17 protein-coding genes are annotated in these 18,217 nt (G+C 74.1%); 8 read left to right on the top strand and 9 right to left on the bottom strand.

What is annotated here, in order from left to right; translation table 11 throughout:
- The first annotated feature begins 186 nt into the window (after positions 1 to 186).
- Both KLI87_RS21220 and purE read left to right on the top strand, forming a co-directional pair.
- Positions 187 to 1,347 (top strand): 5-(carboxyamino)imidazole ribonucleotide synthase, encoded by a 1,161-nt coding sequence (locus KLI87_RS21220; RefSeq protein ID WP_374225464.1) that lies wholly within the window; start codon positions 187 to 189, stop codon positions 1,345 to 1,347.
- Complete coding sequence (gene purE, locus KLI87_RS21225) at positions 1,344 to 1,832, top strand: 5-(carboxyamino)imidazole ribonucleotide mutase (RefSeq protein ID WP_156219521.1); 489 nt, start codon at positions 1,344 to 1,346, stop codon at positions 1,830 to 1,832. Before KLI87_RS21220 ends, purE begins: the two co-directional genes overlap by 4 nt.
- A 13-nt stretch (positions 1,833 to 1,845) precedes the next feature.
- On the opposite strand, the gene KLI87_RS21230 is transcribed toward purE, so the two are convergent.
- The 5 genes from KLI87_RS21230 to KLI87_RS21250 all read right to left on the bottom strand — a co-directional run bounded on the left by KLI87_RS21230 (position 1,846) and on the right by KLI87_RS21250 (position 7,132).
- Complete coding sequence (locus tag KLI87_RS21230) at positions 1,846 to 2,256, bottom strand: CoA-binding protein (RefSeq protein WP_214618368.1); 411 nt, start codon at positions 2,254 to 2,256, stop codon at positions 1,846 to 1,848.
- Between the two features lie 38 nt (positions 2,257 to 2,294).
- Positions 2,295 to 3,629 (bottom strand): UDP-glucose/GDP-mannose dehydrogenase family protein, encoded by a 1,335-nt coding sequence (locus KLI87_RS21235; protein WP_156219519.1) that lies wholly within the window; start codon positions 3,627 to 3,629, stop codon positions 2,295 to 2,297.
- 207 nt (positions 3,630 to 3,836) lie between these two features.
- Positions 3,837 to 4,346: a hypothetical protein gene (locus KLI87_RS21240; protein ID WP_214618369.1), complete on the bottom strand. Its 510-nt coding sequence runs from the start codon at positions 4,344 to 4,346 to the stop codon at positions 3,837 to 3,839.
- Between the two features lie 114 nt (positions 4,347 to 4,460).
- Positions 4,461 to 5,384 carry a thioesterase family protein gene (locus KLI87_RS21245; RefSeq protein ID WP_214618370.1) on the bottom strand — a complete coding sequence of 308 codons (924 nt, stop codon included), beginning with the start codon at positions 5,382 to 5,384 and terminating at the stop codon, positions 4,461 to 4,463.
- Positions 5,385 to 5,455: 71 nt separating this feature from the next.
- Positions 5,456 to 7,132 (bottom strand): LCP family protein, encoded by a 1,677-nt coding sequence (locus KLI87_RS21250; protein ID WP_214618371.1) that lies wholly within the window; start codon positions 7,130 to 7,132, stop codon positions 5,456 to 5,458.
- 250 nt (positions 7,133 to 7,382) lie between these two features.
- On the opposite strand from KLI87_RS21250, the gene KLI87_RS21255 reads away from it, so the two are divergent.
- Together KLI87_RS21255 and KLI87_RS21260 are read left to right on the top strand one after the other, a co-directional pair.
- Positions 7,383 to 8,501, top strand: a complete 1,119-nt coding sequence (locus KLI87_RS21255) for a glycosyltransferase family 2 protein (RefSeq protein ID WP_156219516.1) — start codon at positions 7,383 to 7,385, stop codon at positions 8,499 to 8,501.
- 66 nt (positions 8,502 to 8,567) lie between these two features.
- Entirely contained in the window at positions 8,568 to 9,428 is an 861-nt protein-coding gene (locus KLI87_RS21260) for a hypothetical protein (protein WP_214618372.1), read from the top strand.
- A 6-nt stretch (positions 9,429 to 9,434) separates the two neighbouring features.
- On the opposite strand, the gene KLI87_RS21265 is transcribed toward KLI87_RS21260, so the two are convergent.
- Both KLI87_RS21265 and ispD read right to left on the bottom strand, forming a co-directional pair.
- Complete coding sequence (locus KLI87_RS21265; RefSeq protein ID WP_214618373.1) at positions 9,435 to 10,187, bottom strand: glycerophosphodiester phosphodiesterase; 753 nt, start codon at positions 10,185 to 10,187, stop codon at positions 9,435 to 9,437.
- Positions 10,184 to 10,885, bottom strand: a complete 702-nt coding sequence (ispD, locus tag KLI87_RS21270) for a 2-C-methyl-D-erythritol 4-phosphate cytidylyltransferase (protein ID WP_214618374.1) — start codon at positions 10,883 to 10,885, stop codon at positions 10,184 to 10,186. The genes KLI87_RS21265 and ispD overlap by 4 nt, the downstream gene beginning before the upstream one ends.
- 318 nt (positions 10,886 to 11,203) lie before the next feature.
- Here ispD and KLI87_RS21275 point away from each other — a divergent pair, with 318 nt between their 5' ends.
- The 4 genes from KLI87_RS21275 (at position 11,204) to KLI87_RS21290 (ending at position 14,844) form a co-directional block, all read left to right on the top strand.
- Positions 11,204 to 11,947: a sugar phosphate nucleotidyltransferase gene (locus KLI87_RS21275; protein ID WP_156219513.1), complete on the top strand. Its 744-nt coding sequence runs from the start codon at positions 11,204 to 11,206 to the stop codon at positions 11,945 to 11,947.
- A 77-nt stretch (positions 11,948 to 12,024) separates the two neighbouring features.
- Positions 12,025 to 13,098, top strand: a complete 1,074-nt coding sequence (locus KLI87_RS21280) for an iron-containing alcohol dehydrogenase family protein (protein ID WP_156219512.1) — start codon at positions 12,025 to 12,027, stop codon at positions 13,096 to 13,098.
- Entirely contained in the window at positions 13,088 to 13,966 is an 879-nt protein-coding gene (locus KLI87_RS21285) for a CDP-alcohol phosphatidyltransferase family protein (protein ID WP_246250560.1), read from the top strand. The genes KLI87_RS21280 and KLI87_RS21285 overlap by 11 nt, the downstream gene beginning before the upstream one ends.
- A gap of 23 nt (positions 13,967 to 13,989) precedes the next feature.
- Positions 13,990 to 14,844, top strand: coding sequence for a glycosyltransferase (locus KLI87_RS21290; protein WP_156219824.1), 855 nt, complete (start codon positions 13,990 to 13,992; stop codon positions 14,842 to 14,844).
- Here the strand turns inward: KLI87_RS21290 and KLI87_RS21295 are convergent.
- A complete protein-coding gene (locus KLI87_RS21295) occupies positions 14,837 to 15,478 on the bottom strand; it encodes a TetR/AcrR family transcriptional regulator (RefSeq protein WP_156219510.1) in 642 nt (213 codons plus the stop codon). The genes KLI87_RS21290 and KLI87_RS21295 overlap by 8 nt on opposite strands.
- Positions 15,479 to 15,682: 204 nt before the next feature.
- Positions 15,683 to 18,142 (bottom strand): AAA family ATPase, encoded by a 2,460-nt coding sequence (locus tag KLI87_RS21300; protein ID WP_214618376.1) that lies wholly within the window; start codon positions 18,140 to 18,142, stop codon positions 15,683 to 15,685.
- Positions 18,143 to 18,217: the final 75 nt, after the last annotated feature.

Below are 18,217 nucleotides of genomic sequence, written 5' to 3' on the forward strand. Positions count from 1 at the left end.
GTCCACACACGTTCGACGCGGGGGACGGGCGATTCGTTCGGTCCGGCCGCCGGATAGCCTTCTGACGTGACATCTCCAGCTCAGCGCCGCGCGCGGGAAGCCTCCCGGGAAGCCCCCCGGGAAGCACCGCGAGAAGCACCCCGGGAAGCACCGCCCACCGCGGGCCGGGACGAGGCGCCCCGCAGGGTGGCGCGCACCACCCCCGTCGTCGGGATGGCGGGCGGCGGGCAGCTCGCCCGGATGACGCAGCAGGCGGCGATCGCGCTGGGCGTGCCGCTGCGCGTGCTGGCCGGGGCCGCCGACGACTCCGCCGCCAAGGTCGTCGCGGACGTCCGGACCGGCGACGACCGCTCGCTCGGCGACCTGCGCGCCTTCGCCCAGGGCTGCGACGTCGTCACCTTCGACCACGAGCACGTGCCGGGGCCGCACATCCAGGAGCTGGAGAGGTCGGGCGTGGCGTGCCGCCCGGGGTCGGCGGCCCTCGCCCACGCGCAGAACAAGCTGGTCATGCGCGACCGGCTCAGCGAACTCGGCGTCCCCTGCCCCGCATACGCGCACGTCCCGTCCACCGCGCCGCTGCCCTTCCTGGAGTCCTGGGCCGGAGAGCACGGGTGGCCGCTCGTCCTCAAGGCCACCAGCGGCGGCTACGACGGCAAGGGCGTCTGGGTCGTCGAGGGCCTCTCCGGCGACGCGGGCGACCTCGTCCGGCGGCTGCTGGACGAGGGCGTCGACCTCATGGTCGAGCAGCACGTCCCGTTCCGGCGGGAGCTCGCCGCGCTCGTCGCCCGCTCCCCCTACGGGCAGGGCGCCGCGTACCCGATCGTGGAGACCGTCCAGGAGGGCGGGATCTGCACCGAGGTGATCTCGCCCGCGCCCGGCCTGTCCGGCGACCTCGCGGCCGAGGCGCAGCACCTCGCCCTCGACATCGCCGGGCGGCTCGGCGTCACCGGGCTGCTCGCGGTCGAGCTGTTCGAGACCGACACGGGCCTGCTGGTCAACGAGCTGGCCATGCGCCCGCACAACTCCGGGCACTGGACGATCGAGGGCGCCCGCACGTCGCAGTTCGAGCAGCACCTGCGCGCCGTCCTCGACCTGCCGCTCGGCTCCACCGAGCCGACCGCGCCGTACACGGTGATGGCGAACGTGCTCGGCGGCGACGCCCCGGACGTGTTCGAGCGCTACTTCCACGTGATGGCCCACGACCCGGCCGTCAAGGTGCACCTGTACGGCAAGGACGTGCGGCCCGGCCGCAAGGTCGGTCATGTCACGGCGCTCGGCGCCGACCTGGACGAGGTCCGCGAGCGCGCGCGCCACGCGGCCGACTACCTGCGCTGGGGGAAGCGATGACGCTGGTGGGCGTGGTCATGGGCAGCGACTCCGACTGGCCGGTCATGAAGGCCGCCGGCGAGGCGCTGGAGGAGTTCGGCGTCCCCTACGAGGCCGACGTCGTCTCCGCGCACCGGATGCCGCACGACATGATCGCCTACGGCGAGCAGGCCGCCGGCCGGGGCCTGGCGGTGATCATCGCCGGGGCCGGCGGCGCCGCGCACCTGCCCGGCATGCTCGCCTCGGTGACGCCGCTCCCGGTGATCGGCGTGCCCGTCCCGCTGAAGTACCTGGACGGGATGGACTCGCTGCTGTCGATCGTCCAGATGCCCGCCGGGGTCCCGGTCGCCACCGTCGCGGTCGGCGCCGCGCGCAACGCGGGGCTCCTGGCCGTCCGCATCCTCGCCGCCGCCGACGAGGAGCTCCAGGCGAGGATGAAGGTCTTCCAGCGCGACCTCTACGGTCAGGCCAAGGCGAAGGGCGCCCGCCTGCGAGCCCAGCTCTGAGCGCCGCCCGCCGCTACCGGCGCTTCGCCCACTCGATCGCCGGGCACCGGTCCATGACGACGTCCAGGCCCGCGTCGCGCGCCCGCCGCCCGGCGGCTTCGTCGACCACGTCGAGCGGGAGCCACACGGCCTTCGCGCCGGCCGCGATCGCCTCGTCCACGACGGCGCCCGCGAACTCCGAGCGCCGGTAGACGCCCACGACGTCGATGTCCCCGGGGACGTCGGCCAGCGAGGCGTACGCCTGCTCGCCGAGGACCTCCTCGCCGTCCGGGTGCACGGGGATGATCCGCTTTCCCCGCCCCTGGAGCAGGCGCGCCTGGTTGTAGACCTCGCGCGCCGGGTTGGCGCCCAGGCCCACGAAGGCCCAGACCTTGGTGTCGCTCAACAACCGCTCGATGACGTCCGGCTCAGCAAAATGCCCCATACGTCGCACAACACCCCCGGGTTCCGGGGCGTTCCCGCCTAGGGACGGCCGAGGGCGCGGTAGTTCCAGCCCGCGGCGCGCCAGCGTTCGGGGTCCAGGGCGTTGCGGCCGTCGACCAGGTTGCGCTCGGCGACGGCGCCGGCCAGGGCGTCGGGCTCCATGTCGCGGAACTCGGCCCACTCGGTCAGCAGCAGGACGACGTGCGCGCCGGCCGCCGCCGCGAGCGCCGACTCGCCGAAGTCCAGGGACGGGTGGGCGCGGCGGGCGTTGGGCATGGCCTGCGGGTCGTAGACGGTGACCTTGCCGCCCTGCGCGCGGATGGAGGCGGCCACGTCCAGGGCGGGGGAGTCGCGGACGTCGTCGGAGTTCGGCTTGAACGCGGCGCCGAGCACGCCGACCGTCCGGCCGATGAAGGAGCCGCCGAGCAGTTGCCGGGCGAGGTCCACCATGCGGATGCGGCGGCGGATGTTGATCTCGTCGACCTCGCGCAGGAACGTGAGCGCCTGGTCGGCGCCCAACTCGCCCGCGCGGGCCATGAACGCGCGGATGTCCTTGGGCAGGCAGCCGCCGCCGAAGCCGAGGCCGGGGCCGAGGAACCGGCCGCCGATCCGGTCGTCGTAGGAGAGCGCCTCCGAGAGCTTCGTCACGTCGGCGTGCGCGGCCTCGCAGACCTCGGCCATCGCGTTGATGAAGGAGATCTTGGTGGCGAGGAACGCGTTGGCCGACACCTTCACGAGCTCGGCGGTCGGGAAGTCGGCGGTGACGAGCGGGGTCCCGGCGCCCAGCGCGCTCGCGTAGACCTCGCGCAGGACCTTCTCGGCGTGCTCGGCGGCGCCCTGCTCGCCGGGCAGGCCGACCACGATCCGGTCGGGGTTCAGCGTGTCGTCGACGGCGAAGCCCTCGCGCAGGAACTCGGGGTTCCAGGCGAGGACGGCGTCGCCGCCGACGGGCGCGAGCCGGGCCAGCACGTCACCGAGCCGCGCGGCCGTCCCGACCGGGACCGTGGACTTGCCGACGACCAGGCAGGGCCGGGTCAGCAGCGGCGCCAGCGCCTCGACCGCCGCGTTCACGTAGGTCAGGTCGGCGGCGTACTCGCCCGACTTCTGCGGGGTGCCGACGCAGAGGAAGTGCACGTCGCCGAACTCGGCGGCCTCCGCGTAGGACGAGGTGAAGCGCAGCCGCCCGCTCTCCAGCCCCCGGCGCAGCACCGGTTCCAGCCCGGGTTCGTAGAAGGGCAGGTCACCGGCCGACAGCCGGGCGACCTTCTCCTCGTCCATGTCCAGGCCGAGGACCTCGAAGCCGAGGTCCGCCATGCAGGCGGCGTGCGTGGCGCCGAGGTAACCGGTTCCGATGACCGTCAGCCGGTGGGCCAAGTCGGGCTCCTCTCGGTTCGCCGCCGCCGCGGGGTCTCCGCGGGAGGGGGTGGCGAGCGGCGTTTGGCGGGGGTTCGCACATGGTGCGCGTGTCCGAAATCCTACGGGGTGCGGGGCCGGACGTCCCGCCGGCGGGTGATCGCCCGTTCACGCGGCCGCGCCCCCGTCCGGCACCGGACGGGGGCGCGGCCGCGCCTCACCCGGGCGTCAGTCGTGGGAGATGTCCACGATGACCTTGCCGTCCGGCCCCTTGCGCGGGGTCAGCCTGATCCCATTGAACACCGAGGTCCCGCCGACCGCGTTCGATCCGATCAGCCACTGCGTGGTGGTGGCCTTCGAGCCCTTGTTCCGCATGGTGAAGGTGACCTGGTCCCCCCTGACCTTGACGGCGATCGAGTCGGCGCCGTGCCTGCCGTCCAGCGGGATCTCCTGGCCGTCGCTGACCTCCACCTCGCAGGTGGCGTCCAGGCAGGCGCCGAGGTCGGTGCCGTCCTTGGCCTCCGCGGCCGCGGCCTTCGGGTTGCCCTTCGGCTTGGTCTTCGGTTTGGCCGGGCCCGCCTCCGGCGAGTCCGGGTCGGGTTGTGCCGCGGGCGCGTCCACCACGGGATGGCCCCCGGGGGTCGGCGCGGCGGACGCGAGATGAGTGTCGCTGCCGCAGCCCGTGAGGGCCAGTGCGGCGGCGGTCGTGGTGAGCAGGACGAGAACCCTTGCCGACATGCTGTGTGTCTCCTGACGGTCGCACGTGACTTCTCTCTGTCTGCCTATCATCACAGAGAGTAGCGATCAAGGGTGGTCGAGGTCAGGGCGGGTCGGGTCCGGTCGAGCCGGGGCTCAGGCGGAGGGGAGCTCGTCCACCAGGAGGGTCTGCAGGACGCGCCCGACGTCGCCGTCGCGGTCGGCCAGCGTGGCCTCGCACAGCGCGCTGCCCAGCGCGCTCGCGTGCAGCGCGGCGCCCATGCACAGCCATTCGCCGACCGGGTCGCGGTGCAGCGCGACGGTCAGGTCGGTGTTGATGATCAGCCACTTGGAGAGATCGAGCTGGCTGCCGACGCCGGACGCGCTGTCGGCCAGCACGAGCGCCCGCACGAGCGGCGTGTCGGCCTCGCCCGCGACGAGCGGGATCCGGGGCCGCGCCCAGACCACGCCGGGCCCGGGACGTCCGAGGGCGCCCTCGACCACGCGCCACTCCATCGCCGACAGGTAGCCGTCGAGGTGGGCGCCCTCCCACGCCACCAGCGGCGAGGCCGCCGCCGGCATCGGCGGCGGCGCGGGAGCGTGCCAGACCGAGGGGAGCCGCTCGGGCGCCGCGAGGATCCGCCAGGCGGTGGCACGTGCCACCGGCCGTCCCGCGTGCGTCATCTCCGCTTCGAGCAGCGCCACCCGCCGCCCCGGACGCAGGACCCGCGCCGTCACCGCCAGCTCCGCCACCGGGACGGGGCCGAGGATCTCCACCGTCACCCGGGCGATGCGCGTGCGCGGCTTCGAGCCGTTCCGGGGGGTGTGGGGGGTCGTCCCCCCACCAGAATCCGGGTCGTTCCGGGGGGTGTGGGGGGTCGTCCCCCCACCAGAGTCCGAGCCGTTCCGGGGGGTGTGGCGGGTCGACCCCCCGCCAGAGTCCGGCTCGTGTCGTTCGAGGACGTGCCCGAGCAGGCCCGCGACCGGCCCGGCGTGCTGCGCGTGCGGCGACCAGGGGCCCGCCGTCGCCGGGGTGCTCGCGAACAGCCCGCCGCCGAGCGGCCGGTAGAACGCCTCCACAGGGACCTCCCTCGCTCCTAGAACCGCATTCTAGGGGAGGGCGTCCGGCGGGCCGCAGGGTGGTCGTGCCGTCAGTCGCAGAGCTTCTGGGTGGCCGTGCCGGTCTCCACCGCCGGGGTGCCGGACGACGGCGTCGGGGTCGGCGACGCGCCGGTCACCTTGACCTTCTTCACCCCGTCCCAGTCGCCGCCGACCAGCACCTGGATGCGGCTCCCGAGCGAGGAGACCTTCTTCAGCCGCGCCCCCGGGATCGCGGCGGCGAGGGTCTTGGCCGAGTCCTCGCGGCCCGGGCCGTACTGGATCTGCGTCGTCTGGAGCCCGCGCCGCGCCACGCCGGGCACGACGCTCGCGTGGAATCCGGCCCGGTTCAACTCCCCGCCCGCGCGCGTCGCGAGCCCCCGGGTGCCGATCGCGTTGAGCACGCGCACCTGGATCTCGTCCGGCGGCACGGTCAACTCCTCGCCCGGCTTCTTGGTCGTCGGGCTCGCGCTCGGCTTCGGCTTCGGGGTCTCCTTGGCCAGCGCCTTGTCGCGCCGGATCCGGGTGAACAGGTCCCGCGCGCGGCGCTCGTCCCACTGGACGGTCGACTGCGGGGTCGAGGCGTTCCACAGCACGGTGTTGTAGTCGGGGTTGGCCAGCGGCACCTTCGCGAACGTCAGCCGGTCGGTCGAGAGGTCCTTCATCTGGTTGGCGAGCTTCGGCAGGTTCTTGGCGAGCTTCGGGTCGACGCGCAGCGACTTCAGCGCCGCGTTCAGGAACCGCGTCGACTTCACCGGGTCGCTCAGCGTCCTGGACGAGAGCGCCTGCTTCATCATCTGCGCCATGAACTGCTGCTGCCGGTCGATGCGCCCGAGGTCGCTGCCGCCGGTCAGCGTGTAGCGGGCGCGCGCGAACCCGAGCGCCTTCAGGCCGTCCACGTGCGACTTGCCCGCCGGGAGCTTCAGCCCGCTCTTGGCGTCGTCGATCGGCTGCTCGGTGCAGATGTCCACACCGCCGAGCGCGTCCACCATGTTGACGAAGCCGTAGAAGTTGACCTCGACGTAGTGGTCGATGGACACGCCGGTGGCCCGCTTGATCGTGTCGACGGTCAGGTCGGGCCCGCCGAACTGGTAGGCCCAGGTCAGCTTGCCGGGACGGGCCGGGACCCGCGCCCCCTTCGCGCCCTCCGAGCCGTTCGAGTCGTGCGCCGGGATCGTGACGTAGGAGTCGCGCGGCAGGTTCACGACCGACACGTCGTCGTGGTCGCGGGAGATGTGCAGCAGCATCATCGTGTCGGACCGCTCGCCCGGCTCGTGCCCGAGCCTGGCCGCCCGCTGCTGCTCGCGCGTCAGCCCCTCGCGCCGGTCGACGCCCGCGACCAGGATCGTCATCGCGCCCTTCGGCGCGTCCTTGCCCTTGCCGAGCCCGCCGACCGACACCTTGTCGATCGCGCCGGTCACGTAGTTCTGGAAGGCCCACGCGCCGCCGGAGGTCAGCAGCACGAACGCCGACATCGTCCCGGTGACCATGAGGAAACGGCGCTGCCGCCGGGCGCTCACCGCCGCGCGCGGGCTCAGCGTCGGCCCCGGGCGGCGGGGCCCGCGGCCCTCCACCGGCACCCTCGGGGCGGGCATGCCCTCGATGGTCACGCCCTCGATATCGCCCTCGTCGCCGGACCCCGGACCCTTCGCCGCGCCACCCGGGCGGGGCCGGAAGTAGTGTTCCAGCGGGTCGGAGTCGCCTCGACCTGAGTCGTGCCCGTCTGCCATGCGACCGCCCGCCTCCCCAAGGACTGCCATCCAGCGCGTGTCGACGCGAGTGCCCCCCACTCTAAAGTGGGAGACACCCGTCCGATGGCTACCTGGACCTCGTGTCCTTGCAGTAACGTGGCGCCGACTTGACCACACCCGGCGGCCCGCACGTGATCCTGGGTGGCGTGGGCCGCGTCAGGCAAGCCAGCGAGAGAGAGGAAGGGGGGCCTCCTCCGGCCGGTAGGTCGAGGTGTGTCCGCGAGCCCATATGAACCCGTCTCCCCACGCCAAGCAGGCCCAGCAGACCGGAGAGCGGCCGGCGCCGGAGCCGGTGCCGCAGCCGGAGCCAGTGCCGCAGCCCGAGCCGCGTGCCGCCGCCGGCGAGCGCACGTGGCCGGCCGTGTCGGTGGTGATGCCGGTGCTCAACGAGCAGCGCCACCTGACCGACGCCGTCCGGCGCATCCTCACCCAGGACTATCCCGGCGAGCTTGAGCTGGTCCTGGCGATCGGGCCCTCGCGCGACCGCACCGAGGAGATCTCCCGCAGGCTGGCCGGGGAGGACGCCCGCATCGTCGTGGTCGCGAACCCGACCGGCCGCACCCCGCAGGGCCTCAACATCGCGATCAAGGCGTCGCAGTACTCGATCATCGTCCGGGTGGACGGCCACTCGCTGCTGCCGCCCGACTACGTCCGCGCGGCGGTCGAGACGATGGAGGAGTCCGGCGCCGACAACGTGGGCGGCATCATGGCCGCCGAGGGCGTCACCGCGTTCGAGAAGGCCGTCGCGCGCGCGATGACCTCCAAGCTCGGCGTCGGCAACGCCCGCTTCCACACCGGCGGCGAGGCCGGCGAGGTCGAGACCGTCTACCTCGGCACGTTCCGCCGCAGCGCGCTGGAGCGGGTCGGCGGCTACGACGAGACCTTCACCCGCGCCCAGGACTGGGAGATGAACCACCGCATCCGGCAGAGCGGCGGGCGGATCTTCTTCACCCCCCGGATGCGCGTCACCTACCGCCCCCGGCCCAACCTGCGGGCCCTCGCCAAGCAGTACTTCCACACCGGGCGCTGGCGCCGCGTCGTCGGGCGCGAGCACCAGGGCACGCTCAACCTGCGCTACCTCGCGCCGCCGATCGCCGTGCTGGCGATCACCGCGGGCGTGGTGGCGGGCGCGGTCGGCTTCTGGCCGGGCTGGATCCTGCCCGGCGGCTACGCGGCGGCGATGGTCGCGGGCGCCGCCGTCGAGGGGCGGGGCCTGCCGGTGTCGGCGTGGCTGCGCCTCCCGCTGGTCTTCGCGACCATGCACCTCACCTGGGGTGTCGGCTTCCTCACCAGCCCGCCCGGGCTCGGCCAGCCCGCTCCGGCCAAACCAGGAGAAGCCGTCCGATAGCGGGCAGCCCGCTCCTCCCCTGAACCCCCGTGCGCTCAGGTACGTCTGAGGGTTAGGTTGGCGGTCATGCCGCCAACCGACGAGGAGGTGGGCATGTCCAACAGCGCACGTCACGTGATAGGCGCGCTGATCGGTCTGATCATCACGCCACTGGTGGCCGGGGCCCTGCTGTACGGCGCCCAGAAACTCGGGTTCGGCATCCGGCTGTCGGCCTACACGGGCCGGGCGGGCGGCAGCGACAAGTGGGTCGGCGCGGCGCTGCTGATCCTGGTCGCGGCCGTCCTCGGGGTGTCGGCGGGGTCGCGGCTCTCGCCGCTCGCCTCGCTCGTCCCCGGCGTCGCGTTCGCCTCCGTCGGGGTCCTGTGGGTGCTCGCCCCCAACTGGGCGGCCGAGAACACCGTGCGGGACTTCGCCCCCGACAGGTTCACGGTCGGGTACATGACGCTGGCGTCCTACGGCGGCTTCCTGGTCATCGGGGTGCTGCTGATCGTGGCCTCGCTCGCGCCGTCCCGCTGGACGGCGAGCACCGCGGGCGCGGCACCGCGCTTCGGTGGCCCGCCGCCCGCGCCGCTGGGCCCGCCGCCGGGACGACCGATGTCCGCCCCGATGGGCGGCCAGATGGCCCCTCCGCCGCCGCTGGGCGCGCCCCCCGGGCACGCGGCCCCTCCGCCCGGCGCTCCGGGGCGTCCGCCGCAGGACCAGCCGTGGCAGTCGCCGAGCGGCCCGTACGGCCACCCCGCACATCCCGCGCAGCCCGCTCCCGGCGCTCCCGGCGCGCCGGGCAGCTCGCCCAGCCCGTTCGCGCCGCCGCCCGCACAGAGCCCGAAGCCGTCGTCGCCGCAGGGCGGCTCGGGCGAGGGCGTCGGCGAGTGGACGCAGATGTACGGCGGCGACGACCTGCGCGGCGAGGGGAAGGACCGCTCCTGACCCGCCTCAGCGCACGGCGGCGAGCACCCCGGGGACGTCGTTGACCACCATCGCGTCGACCCCGGCCGCCTTGTAGTCGGGCGCGCGCTCGGCGGACGGGCACCAGACGACGACGTCCAGGCCCGCCTTGTGGGCCTGCTCGACGCAGCGCTCCAGCGGGCGCAGCCGCGTGTCGGGGTGCTCGAACCCGCACGACCCGGTGTGCGGCGCGACGGCCTGGAGGCCGAGGCCCGCCGCCGCCGGGACGGCGTGCCACAGCGGGAACCGCAGCCAGGTCAGCAGCCCCAGCGGGACGCCCGGCAGCTCCTCGCGCAGGAACACCAGCAGCGACGGGTCGAACGAGGTCACCAGCAACCGGCGGCGCCGCGCCTCGCGCCGCAGCACCGGCAGCAGCAGCGCGCCGGTGCGCCGGGACGGGTCGTCGGTCGCGTCCTCCAGGACGGTCTTGACGTCCACGTCCACCGCGACCTCGGCGGGCAGGCCCTCGAAGATCTCCTCCAGCAGCGGTAGCCCGGTGGCCTCGGCGGGCAGCTCGACCACATGGTCGCCCTCGGGGGTCGTCGGGTCGTGCCGCAGGACGAGCCGGTCGTCGGCGGTGCGCGTCACGTCGATCTCGACCCATGACGCCCCCGCCTCGACGGCCGCGAGCATCGAGGGCAGCGTGTTCTCCACGACCGACGACGTGCCGCCGGGCGGCGTCAGCGTGCCCGAACCGAGGCCCCGGTGGCCGATGACGGCGGGCGTCCGCTCGAAGATCACAATGATTTCCCGTCGGCGAGGTGTTCGGCGATCACGACGTCCAGGGGGCGGGTGACCTTGAGGTTGCGCTCGCTGCCCGCCACCACCCGGACCGGCACGTCCGGCAGGTAGCGGTGGACGATGCCGCAGTCGTCGGTCGCGCGCAGCCCGGGGTCGGCCAGCGCCAGCTCGTAGCCCTTGCGGATGGTGCCGAGCCGGAACCCCTGCGGCGTCTGGAACCGCACGGTCGTGTCGCGCGGCGGCATCGAGGCGACGAGCCCGTCCTCCACCACGACGATCGTGTCGGACGACGGGACGCCCACCGCGACGGCCTCGTGCGTCTCCAGCGCGTCCAGCACCCGGCCGATCACCTCGGCGTCCACGAACGGGCGGGCGGCGTCGTGGAACAGCACCCGCGTCTCGTCGGCGTGGCCCTCCAGGCGGCGCAGCGCGGCCACCGAGGAGGCGGTGCGGGTCTCGCCGCCCTCGACCACCGCGCTCACGCGGCGGAACGGCGCCGCGATCGCCGCGGCCTCCCGCAGGTGCGCCGCCGCCATCACGACGAGGACCTCGTCCACCCCCGGATGCGCGTCGAACGCCGCGATCGAGCGCGCGAGGATCGTGCGCCCGCCGACCTCGACCAGCTGCTTGGGGCGCCCCGCGCCCAGCCGGGCGCCGATCCCCCCGGCGAGTACCACCGCCACCGTCCGCGTCGCCATCTCACCCCGTTCGTCACGACCCGAAGTCATTCAAGCACTACGCTGAGCGTCCGCGTGCCACGTACCGGACCGCCCGGACGCGCGAGATCGAGTATGGTTACCTCGCCGTGTTGGGGTTTGCGCAGGGGATCTCGGCGCCCCTGTCCGCGCGCTGGTCACGATCCGCGCGCCCTACCACCACGCCACCGTGTACCGCTCCCGCCCGGGACCGGCCGCGGGGCGGGTCCTTCACGCCGGGCTCGGCCCCGAGAGGGCCGGACGCTCCCGGAGGGCCGGACGCGGCACCGGTGTGACCCTCGACCTGGAGGAACGAAAAGCATGATCGGCATGGTGCTGGCCGCCGGCGCGGGCCGGAGGCTGCGGCCCTACACCGACACCCTCCCCAAGGCGCTGGTCCCCGTGATCGAGTCCGCCGACGGCGGGACGACGATCCTCGACATCGCGCTCGGCAACCTCGCCGAGGTCGGCCTGACCGAGGTCGTCATCGTCGTCGGCTACCGCGCCTCGGCCGTCGAGGAGCGCAAGGCCGCCCTTGAGGAGCGGTACGGCGTGAGCATCACGCTCGTCCACAACGACAAGGCCGAGGAGTGGAACAACGCCTACTCCATGTGGCTGGCTCGGGAGTACTTCTCCAGGGGCGTCCTCATGGTGAACGGCGACACGGTCCACCCGGTCGGGGTCGAGAAGACACTATTGTCCGCTCGTGGGCCTGACATCCTCCTCGCCGTGGACAACGTGAAAACTCTGGCCGACGAGGAGATGAAGGTGATCCTCGACGACGGGGGCCACCTGCGGACCATCACCAAGCTGATGGACCCCTCCACCGCCGACGGCGAGTACATCGGCGCCACGCTGATCGAGCCGGCCGCCGCGGAGCCGCTGGCCGACGCGCTGAAGGCCACCTTCGAGCGCGACCCCGACCTGTACTACGAGGACGGCTACCAGGAGTTCGTCAACCGGGGCGGGCGCGTCGCCGTCGCGCCGATCGGCGACGTCGACTGGGTCGAGGTCGACAACCACGACGACCTGGAGAAGGCCCGCCTGATCGCCAAGGGCTACTGAGCCCGCCGGTCTTGGCGCCCACCCGGCCCTGAGCAACCGGCCGCGCGACCCGCGCGACCGAACGATCGAGGAGGCCCATGCCCCTGCTGACGCGGATGCTGACCGCACCGCTGTCCATCGACGTGCGGCGCGGGGCCGTCGCGGCCCTGGGCGAGCTGCTGGCCGACAGGAGGATCGCCACCGAGGGACGGGTGGCGATCGCGGTCGGCCCCGGCCAGGGCGACCACATCGCCGAGCACGTCCGCCCGTCGCTGACGGCGTGCGAGGTGTTCCAGGTCGAGGGCGGCACCGTCGAGGCGGCCGTCAGCCTCGGCTCCAAGCTGCGCGCCGGATCGTATGAGGCCGTCGTCGGCATCGGCGGCGGCCGCACGATCGACGCGACCAAGTACGCGGCGACGCTGTCGGGCATCCCGATGGTGTCGGTCGCGACCAACCTCTCCCACGACGGGATCTGCTCCCCGGTCGCCTCGCTCGTCCACGACAAGGGCAAGGGCTCGTTCGGCGTCGTGATGCCGCTGGCGATGATCGTCGACCTCGACTACGTGCGGGCCGCGCCGGAGCGCCTCGTCCGCGCCGGGATCGGGGACGTGGTGAGCAACTTCTCCGCCGTCGAGGACTGGCTGCTCGCCGCGCAGGAGTGCGGCGAGCGCGTCGACCGGATGGCGCTCACCGTCGCCCGCACCGCCGCCGAGGCGCTGCTGCACCAGCCCGAGTCGATCGAGTCGGACCGGTTCCTGACCGTCCTCGCCGAGGGGCTCGTGCTGTCGGGGATGGCGATGTCGTTCGCCGGGGACTCCCGCCCCGCCAGCGGCGGCGACCACGAGATCCTGCACGCCATCGACCAGCTCTACCCCGGCACCGCCAACCACGGCGAGCTGGCCGGGATCGGCGCGGCGTTCTGCTACCACCTGCGCGCGACCCGGCTGGGCGAGGGCGAGCGGCGGCTGGAGGAGATCCTCGCCTGCCTCGGCCGGCACGGCCTGCCCCGGTTCCCCGGCGACGTCGGCCTGTCGGTCGAGCAGTTCGCCGAGGCCGTCCAGTACGCCCCGCAGACCCGGCCCGGCCGCTACACGATCTTGGAACATCTCGGCCTCGACTACGGCGCGACCCTCAAGGCGGTGGAAGAGTATGTCCAGGCCCATGGAGGCTGAGGCCCCCGATCACCAGGCCCCCGCCGGTGCGGCGGGCGGCGGCGACCAGCGGCCCGACCAGCGGCCCGACCGCCGGGGCGCGAGCGTCGCCGACATCCGCCGGTACGGGCAGCCGCCCGGCCTGAAGGACCGGCGCAACGAGGAGCACTGGGCCGGCCGCCTCTACATGCGCGACCTGTCCCCCTACTTCGCGTGGATCGCGCTGCGCCTCGGGTTCAGCCCCAACCAGCTCACCTACCTGATGATGCTCAGCGGCATCGTCGCGGGCGCCGTGGTGTCGCTGCCCGCCTCCGGCACCGCCGCGCTGTGGACGGCGCTCGGCGGCGCCGTCCTCATCCAGGTCTACCTCCTGCTCGACTGCGTGGACGGCGAGGTCGCCCGCTACCTGCGCCGGACGTCGGTCGCCGGGGTGTTCCTCGACCGGATCGGCCACTACCTCTCCGAGGTGTCCCTGCTCATCGGGCTCGGGTTCGCCGCGCAGGGCGGCTGGAGGAACGGCGGCTGGGTCGAGCTCGGGCTCGTCGCCGCGCTCGGCGCCGCCCTGATCAAGGCGGAGACCGACAACGTCGTCGTGGCGCGGGCCAAGTCGGGGCTGACCGCCGACCCCTCCGGCGGCGACCGGGCGCTGCGGCCGCGCTCCACCGGCATCGCGCTGGCCCGGCAGGCGGCCTCCATGCTGCGCTTCCACCGGATCATCGGCGCGGTCGAGCTGTCGCTGCTGATCCTCGGCGCCGCCGCGCTGGACGTCGTGCTCGGCACCGACACCCCCGCGGCGACCCGCGTCCTGATGGTCGCCGTCGCCGCCGTCGCCGTCCTGCAGACCCTGCTGCACCTGGTCAGCATCCTGGCCTCCCGGAGACTGAAGTGAAGATCAGCGTCGTCGTCCTCACGATGGGCAACCGCCCGGAGGAGCTGGCCCGCGCCGTGCGGAGCGCGCTGGACCAGGAGCACGTGGACGTGGAGGTCGTCCTCGTCGGCAACGGCGTCGACCCCGTCGGCGCCGGCGCCGGGGCGGCGCCCTTCGACGACGAGCGCGTCCGGACGCTGAGCCTGCCGAAGAACGTCGGCATCCCCGCCGGGCGCAACCGGGGCGTCGAGGCGTCGTCCGGCGACGTCGTCCTGTTCCTGGACGACGACGGCTGGTACCGCTCCAACCGTCTCGGCACCTACCTGCGCGACCGCTTCTCCGCCGAGCCCGACCTCGGCGTGGTCTCCTTCCGCGTCCGCGACCCCGAGGGCGGCCGCGGCGAGCGGCGCCACGTCCCCCGGCTGCGCGCGGGCGACCCGGAGCGCTCCTCGCCCGTCACCACGTTCCTCGGCGGCGCCTGCGCGATCCGCCGCGCCGCCTTCGACGCGGGCGGCGGCCTGCCCGAGGACTTCTTCTACGCCCACGAGGAGACCGACCTCGCCTGGCAGATCCTCGACGCCGGGTACCGGATCGTCTACGACGCGTCGGCGGTGATGTTCCACCCCGCCGTGCTGCCCACCCGGCACGACATGTTCTACCGCTACAACGCCCGCAACCGCGTGTGGCTGGCCCGCCGCAACCTTCCGTGGCTGCTCGCGCTGACCTACCTCACCGTGTGGGTGGGGATGACCGTGCTGCGCGAGCGCAGGCCGAGCGCCCTCAAGCCCTGGTTCAAGGGGTTCGCCGAGGGCTGGCGCAAGCCGGCGGGGCCGCGCCGTCCCATCTCCTGGCGCACGGCCTGGCGCATGACCCGCACCGGACGTCCGCCGATCATCTAGCGGTCGTGATGGCCGCGAGCATCAGGTGGGTCAGCTCGGTGACGATGTCGTCGAGGGGGATGTCCTGCCCGCGCGCGGACCAGTGGTGCACGAGGTCGTCGACGGCCCCGATGATCGCGATGACGGTCAGGCCGTAGTCGCGGTCGGGGGCCTCGCCGCGCGTGACCGCCTCCCGGGTGATCGCCAGGATCGCCTCGGCCCACTGCGCCCGCCACCGGGCGCGGTGCCGCTCCAGGTCGGCGCTGACGCCGATGACCTCGACGAACGCGATGCGGGCCCAGCGCGGGTCGCTCGCGGTGACGGTGACGAACGCGCGGACGGTGCGCTCGGCGAGGGCGGCCAGCCCCGCGCCGGACGGGTCGCCGTAGGCCTCGATGAGCGCGTCCCGCGCGCGCTCGTTGATGTCGCGGTGCAGCGCGGTGAGCAGCTCCTCGCGGCCGGAGAACTCCTCGTAGAAGTTGCGGGTGGACACGCTCGCCGTCGCGCACAGCCGCTCGATCGAGGTGGCCGCGTAGCCGCGCGTTCCGAACAGCTCCAGGCCCGCGGCCAGCAGCCGCTCCCGTCGTTCGGCGCGGCGCTCCTGCGCGGAACGGCCGGCATAGCTTCGCCGGGGGGCGGGGTTTCGGCCGCTCATGGATCTCCGTCCACAGGTAGGCGGGGGCGCTGTGTCTATTGAAGCCCTGGCCCAAGGTACTCGGCTAGCGGCTCGCACCTTGACCATGCCTTTGGCGAGTGCGGCATCGCTTCGCGATCTTCCCGGCGAGGCTCGGCTCCGGCGTCGCCCCACCGCTCAGGTCACGCGCTCGCGTGAAGGCTGAGGCCGCTGTGCGGGGGTGCCCTAGGTCGTGAGGGTGCGCTGCCAGGCGGGGTCGGAGGTGAGGACGGTCAGGCGCTGGGTGGCGCGGGAGACCGCCACGTACAGGACGCGCAGGCCGCGCGGTGACTGGTCGGCGACGGTCTCGGGAGCGACGATCACGGCGGCGTCGAACTCCAGGCCCTTGGCCTCCAGGACGTCGAGCACCTGCACGCGCTCGGGCAGCCCCGCGCCGAGGCGCTCGCGGGCCGCGGCGTCCCAGGCGGTGCTCTCGGGGGCGGCCGGGCCGTCCAGGGTGAGCTGGCCGTCCTCCTCCAGCGCCATCGGGACGATCAGGCCGATCGTCCCGTCGACCTGGCCGAGCAGCTCCTCGACGGACGCGCGGGCGGCGGCGGCGAGGCCGGCCTCCGGCACGACGCGGACGACCGGCTCGATCCCCGAGGTGCGCACCGCGCGCGCCGGGCGCGCCTCGGGCAGCGCGACCGCCAGCACCCGCGCGGACACGGCGGCGATCTCCGTCGAGTTGCGGTAGTTCGTGGTCAGCTCGTACTCGTGCCGGGCGCGGCGGGGCGGGGCCTTGCGGCGCGGCTTCCCCCGGCGGGACCGGCCCCGCGTCGCCGGCTGCTCGCCGCCGAGCGCGGCCTCCATCGCCTGCCGCGCGGCGTCCAGGTCCTCCCAGGCGCTCTGGGCCGGGTCCTCCACGATGGTCCAGCTCGCCTGGCGGCCCCGGCGGCCGAGCATCCGCCACTGCATGGGGGAGAGGTCCTGCGCCTCGTCCACGACGATGTGCGCGTACTCCGGGCGCTCGTCGACCACGCCGTCGTCGACGCGCCGCGACCGCTCCAGCCGCTCCATCGACGTGGTCAGCTCCTGCATCTCCGGCTCCCACGTCTCGTCGGCGACCTCCTCACCGGTGAGGATGTTCACGCCGTCCACGACGAACGGGTCGCCCTCGGCGGGGGCGCGGCGCCGGGACGGGCGGGGCGGCGCGCCGAGCAGCGCGTCGATCTCGTCGAGCAGCGCGACGTCCTGGTAGCTGAGCGGGGCGTCCCCGGCCCAGGACGCGGCGAGCGGCGTCAGGTCGACGCGGTCGAGGTCGCGGCCGGCGGCGTGCCGCAGCCGGTTCGGGTCGCCGAGGGAGCGCAGCACGTCCAGCGGGCGGCGGAGCGGCCACCAGGCGACGAGGAAGTCGGTGAACGGGCGCTGCTCGCGGACCCGCGTGTCGAACTGGGCGCGCTTGCCGGCCGACCCGTCGCCGTTGCCGTTCGGGTGGCCGGGCTCGTCGTCGATCGAGGCGAGGCCGTCGGCCGCGAGGATCGCGTTCCACAGCCCGGCCTCCGCGCCCTCGGCCGCCTCGGCGGCCTCGGGACCGCCGAGGTCGTTGAACCGCTCCCACAGGGCGTCGAGCAGGGCGTCGGCGGCGCGGCCGCGGGCCGCGTTCACGGCGCCCCGGCTGCGCCGGTGGACCTCGCCGCGGATCCGGTCGAGGCGGGCCCGGTCCAGCGCGACGACCACGCCCTTGAACACCACGCGCAGCTCGTTCGGCGCGCCGGGGGCGTGGTCGGTGACGGCGCGGCGCAGCACCGCCGCCATCGTCTCGGCGCCCTTCAGCCGGGCCAGCCGGGGCGAGTCGTGGACGCTCGCGGTCGCGCCGTCGACCAGGTCGCCGAGCGAGCGCAGCGTCGCCGACCCCTCGCCGAGCGAGGGCAGCACGCGCTCGATGTAGGCGGTGAAGCGGCGGTTCGGGCCGACCACCAGCACGCCGCGCGAGCCGAACCGGCGGCGGTGCCGGAACAGCAGGTAGGCGACCCGGTGCAGCGCGACGGCGGTCTTGCCGGTGCCGGGGGCGCCGCGCACGAGGACGGTGCCCTCGGCGGGCGCGCGGATCACCTCGTCCTGCTCGCGCTGGATCGTCGCGACGATGTCGCGCATCGCGCCCTCGCGGGTGCGGGCGAGGGAGGCCAGGAACGCGCCGTCGCCGACCACCGTCATCTCCTGCGCGGCGGCCGGGTCGAGCAGGTCGTCCTCCAGGTCGACGACCGTGTGGCCGCGCGAGTGCAGGACGCGGCGCCGCACGACGCCGCGCGGGTCCTCGGGGGTGGCGCGGTAGAAGTCCTCGGCGGCGGGGGCGCGCCAGTCGATCACCAGGGAGTCGTGGTCGCGGGTCCGCACGCCGATGCGCCCGACGTAGCGGATCTCGCGGGTGGCGAGGTCGAGGCGGCCGAAGACCAGCCCGTCGTCGGCGACGTCGAGCGCCTGCGCGCGCAGGGCCGCCTGGTGGACCATCGCGTCCCGGTCGACGAGCGAGCCCTTGGTGCCGGCGAGCGACTGCCGGTAGCCCTCGCGGAGCATGGCCTGGGCGTCCGCGCGCATCTCCTCCAGCCGCGCGTACGCGAGGTCGACGTAGCGCTGCTCGGTGGCGATCTCTTGGTCCTTGACGGTGCCGCCGGTACTGGACGACCGCCCGGTGACCTGGGACGACATGCAGGCTGCTCCTCGGATCCGCTGCCGGGGACCGCCCCCGGCGCCCCGGCGGGGGCGAAAGAGACAGCTTATTCG

Source organism: Actinomadura sp. NEAU-AAG7, from assembly GCF_018603865.1.
GTDB lineage: Bacteria > Actinomycetota > Actinomycetes > Streptosporangiales > Streptosporangiaceae > Spirillospora > Spirillospora litoris.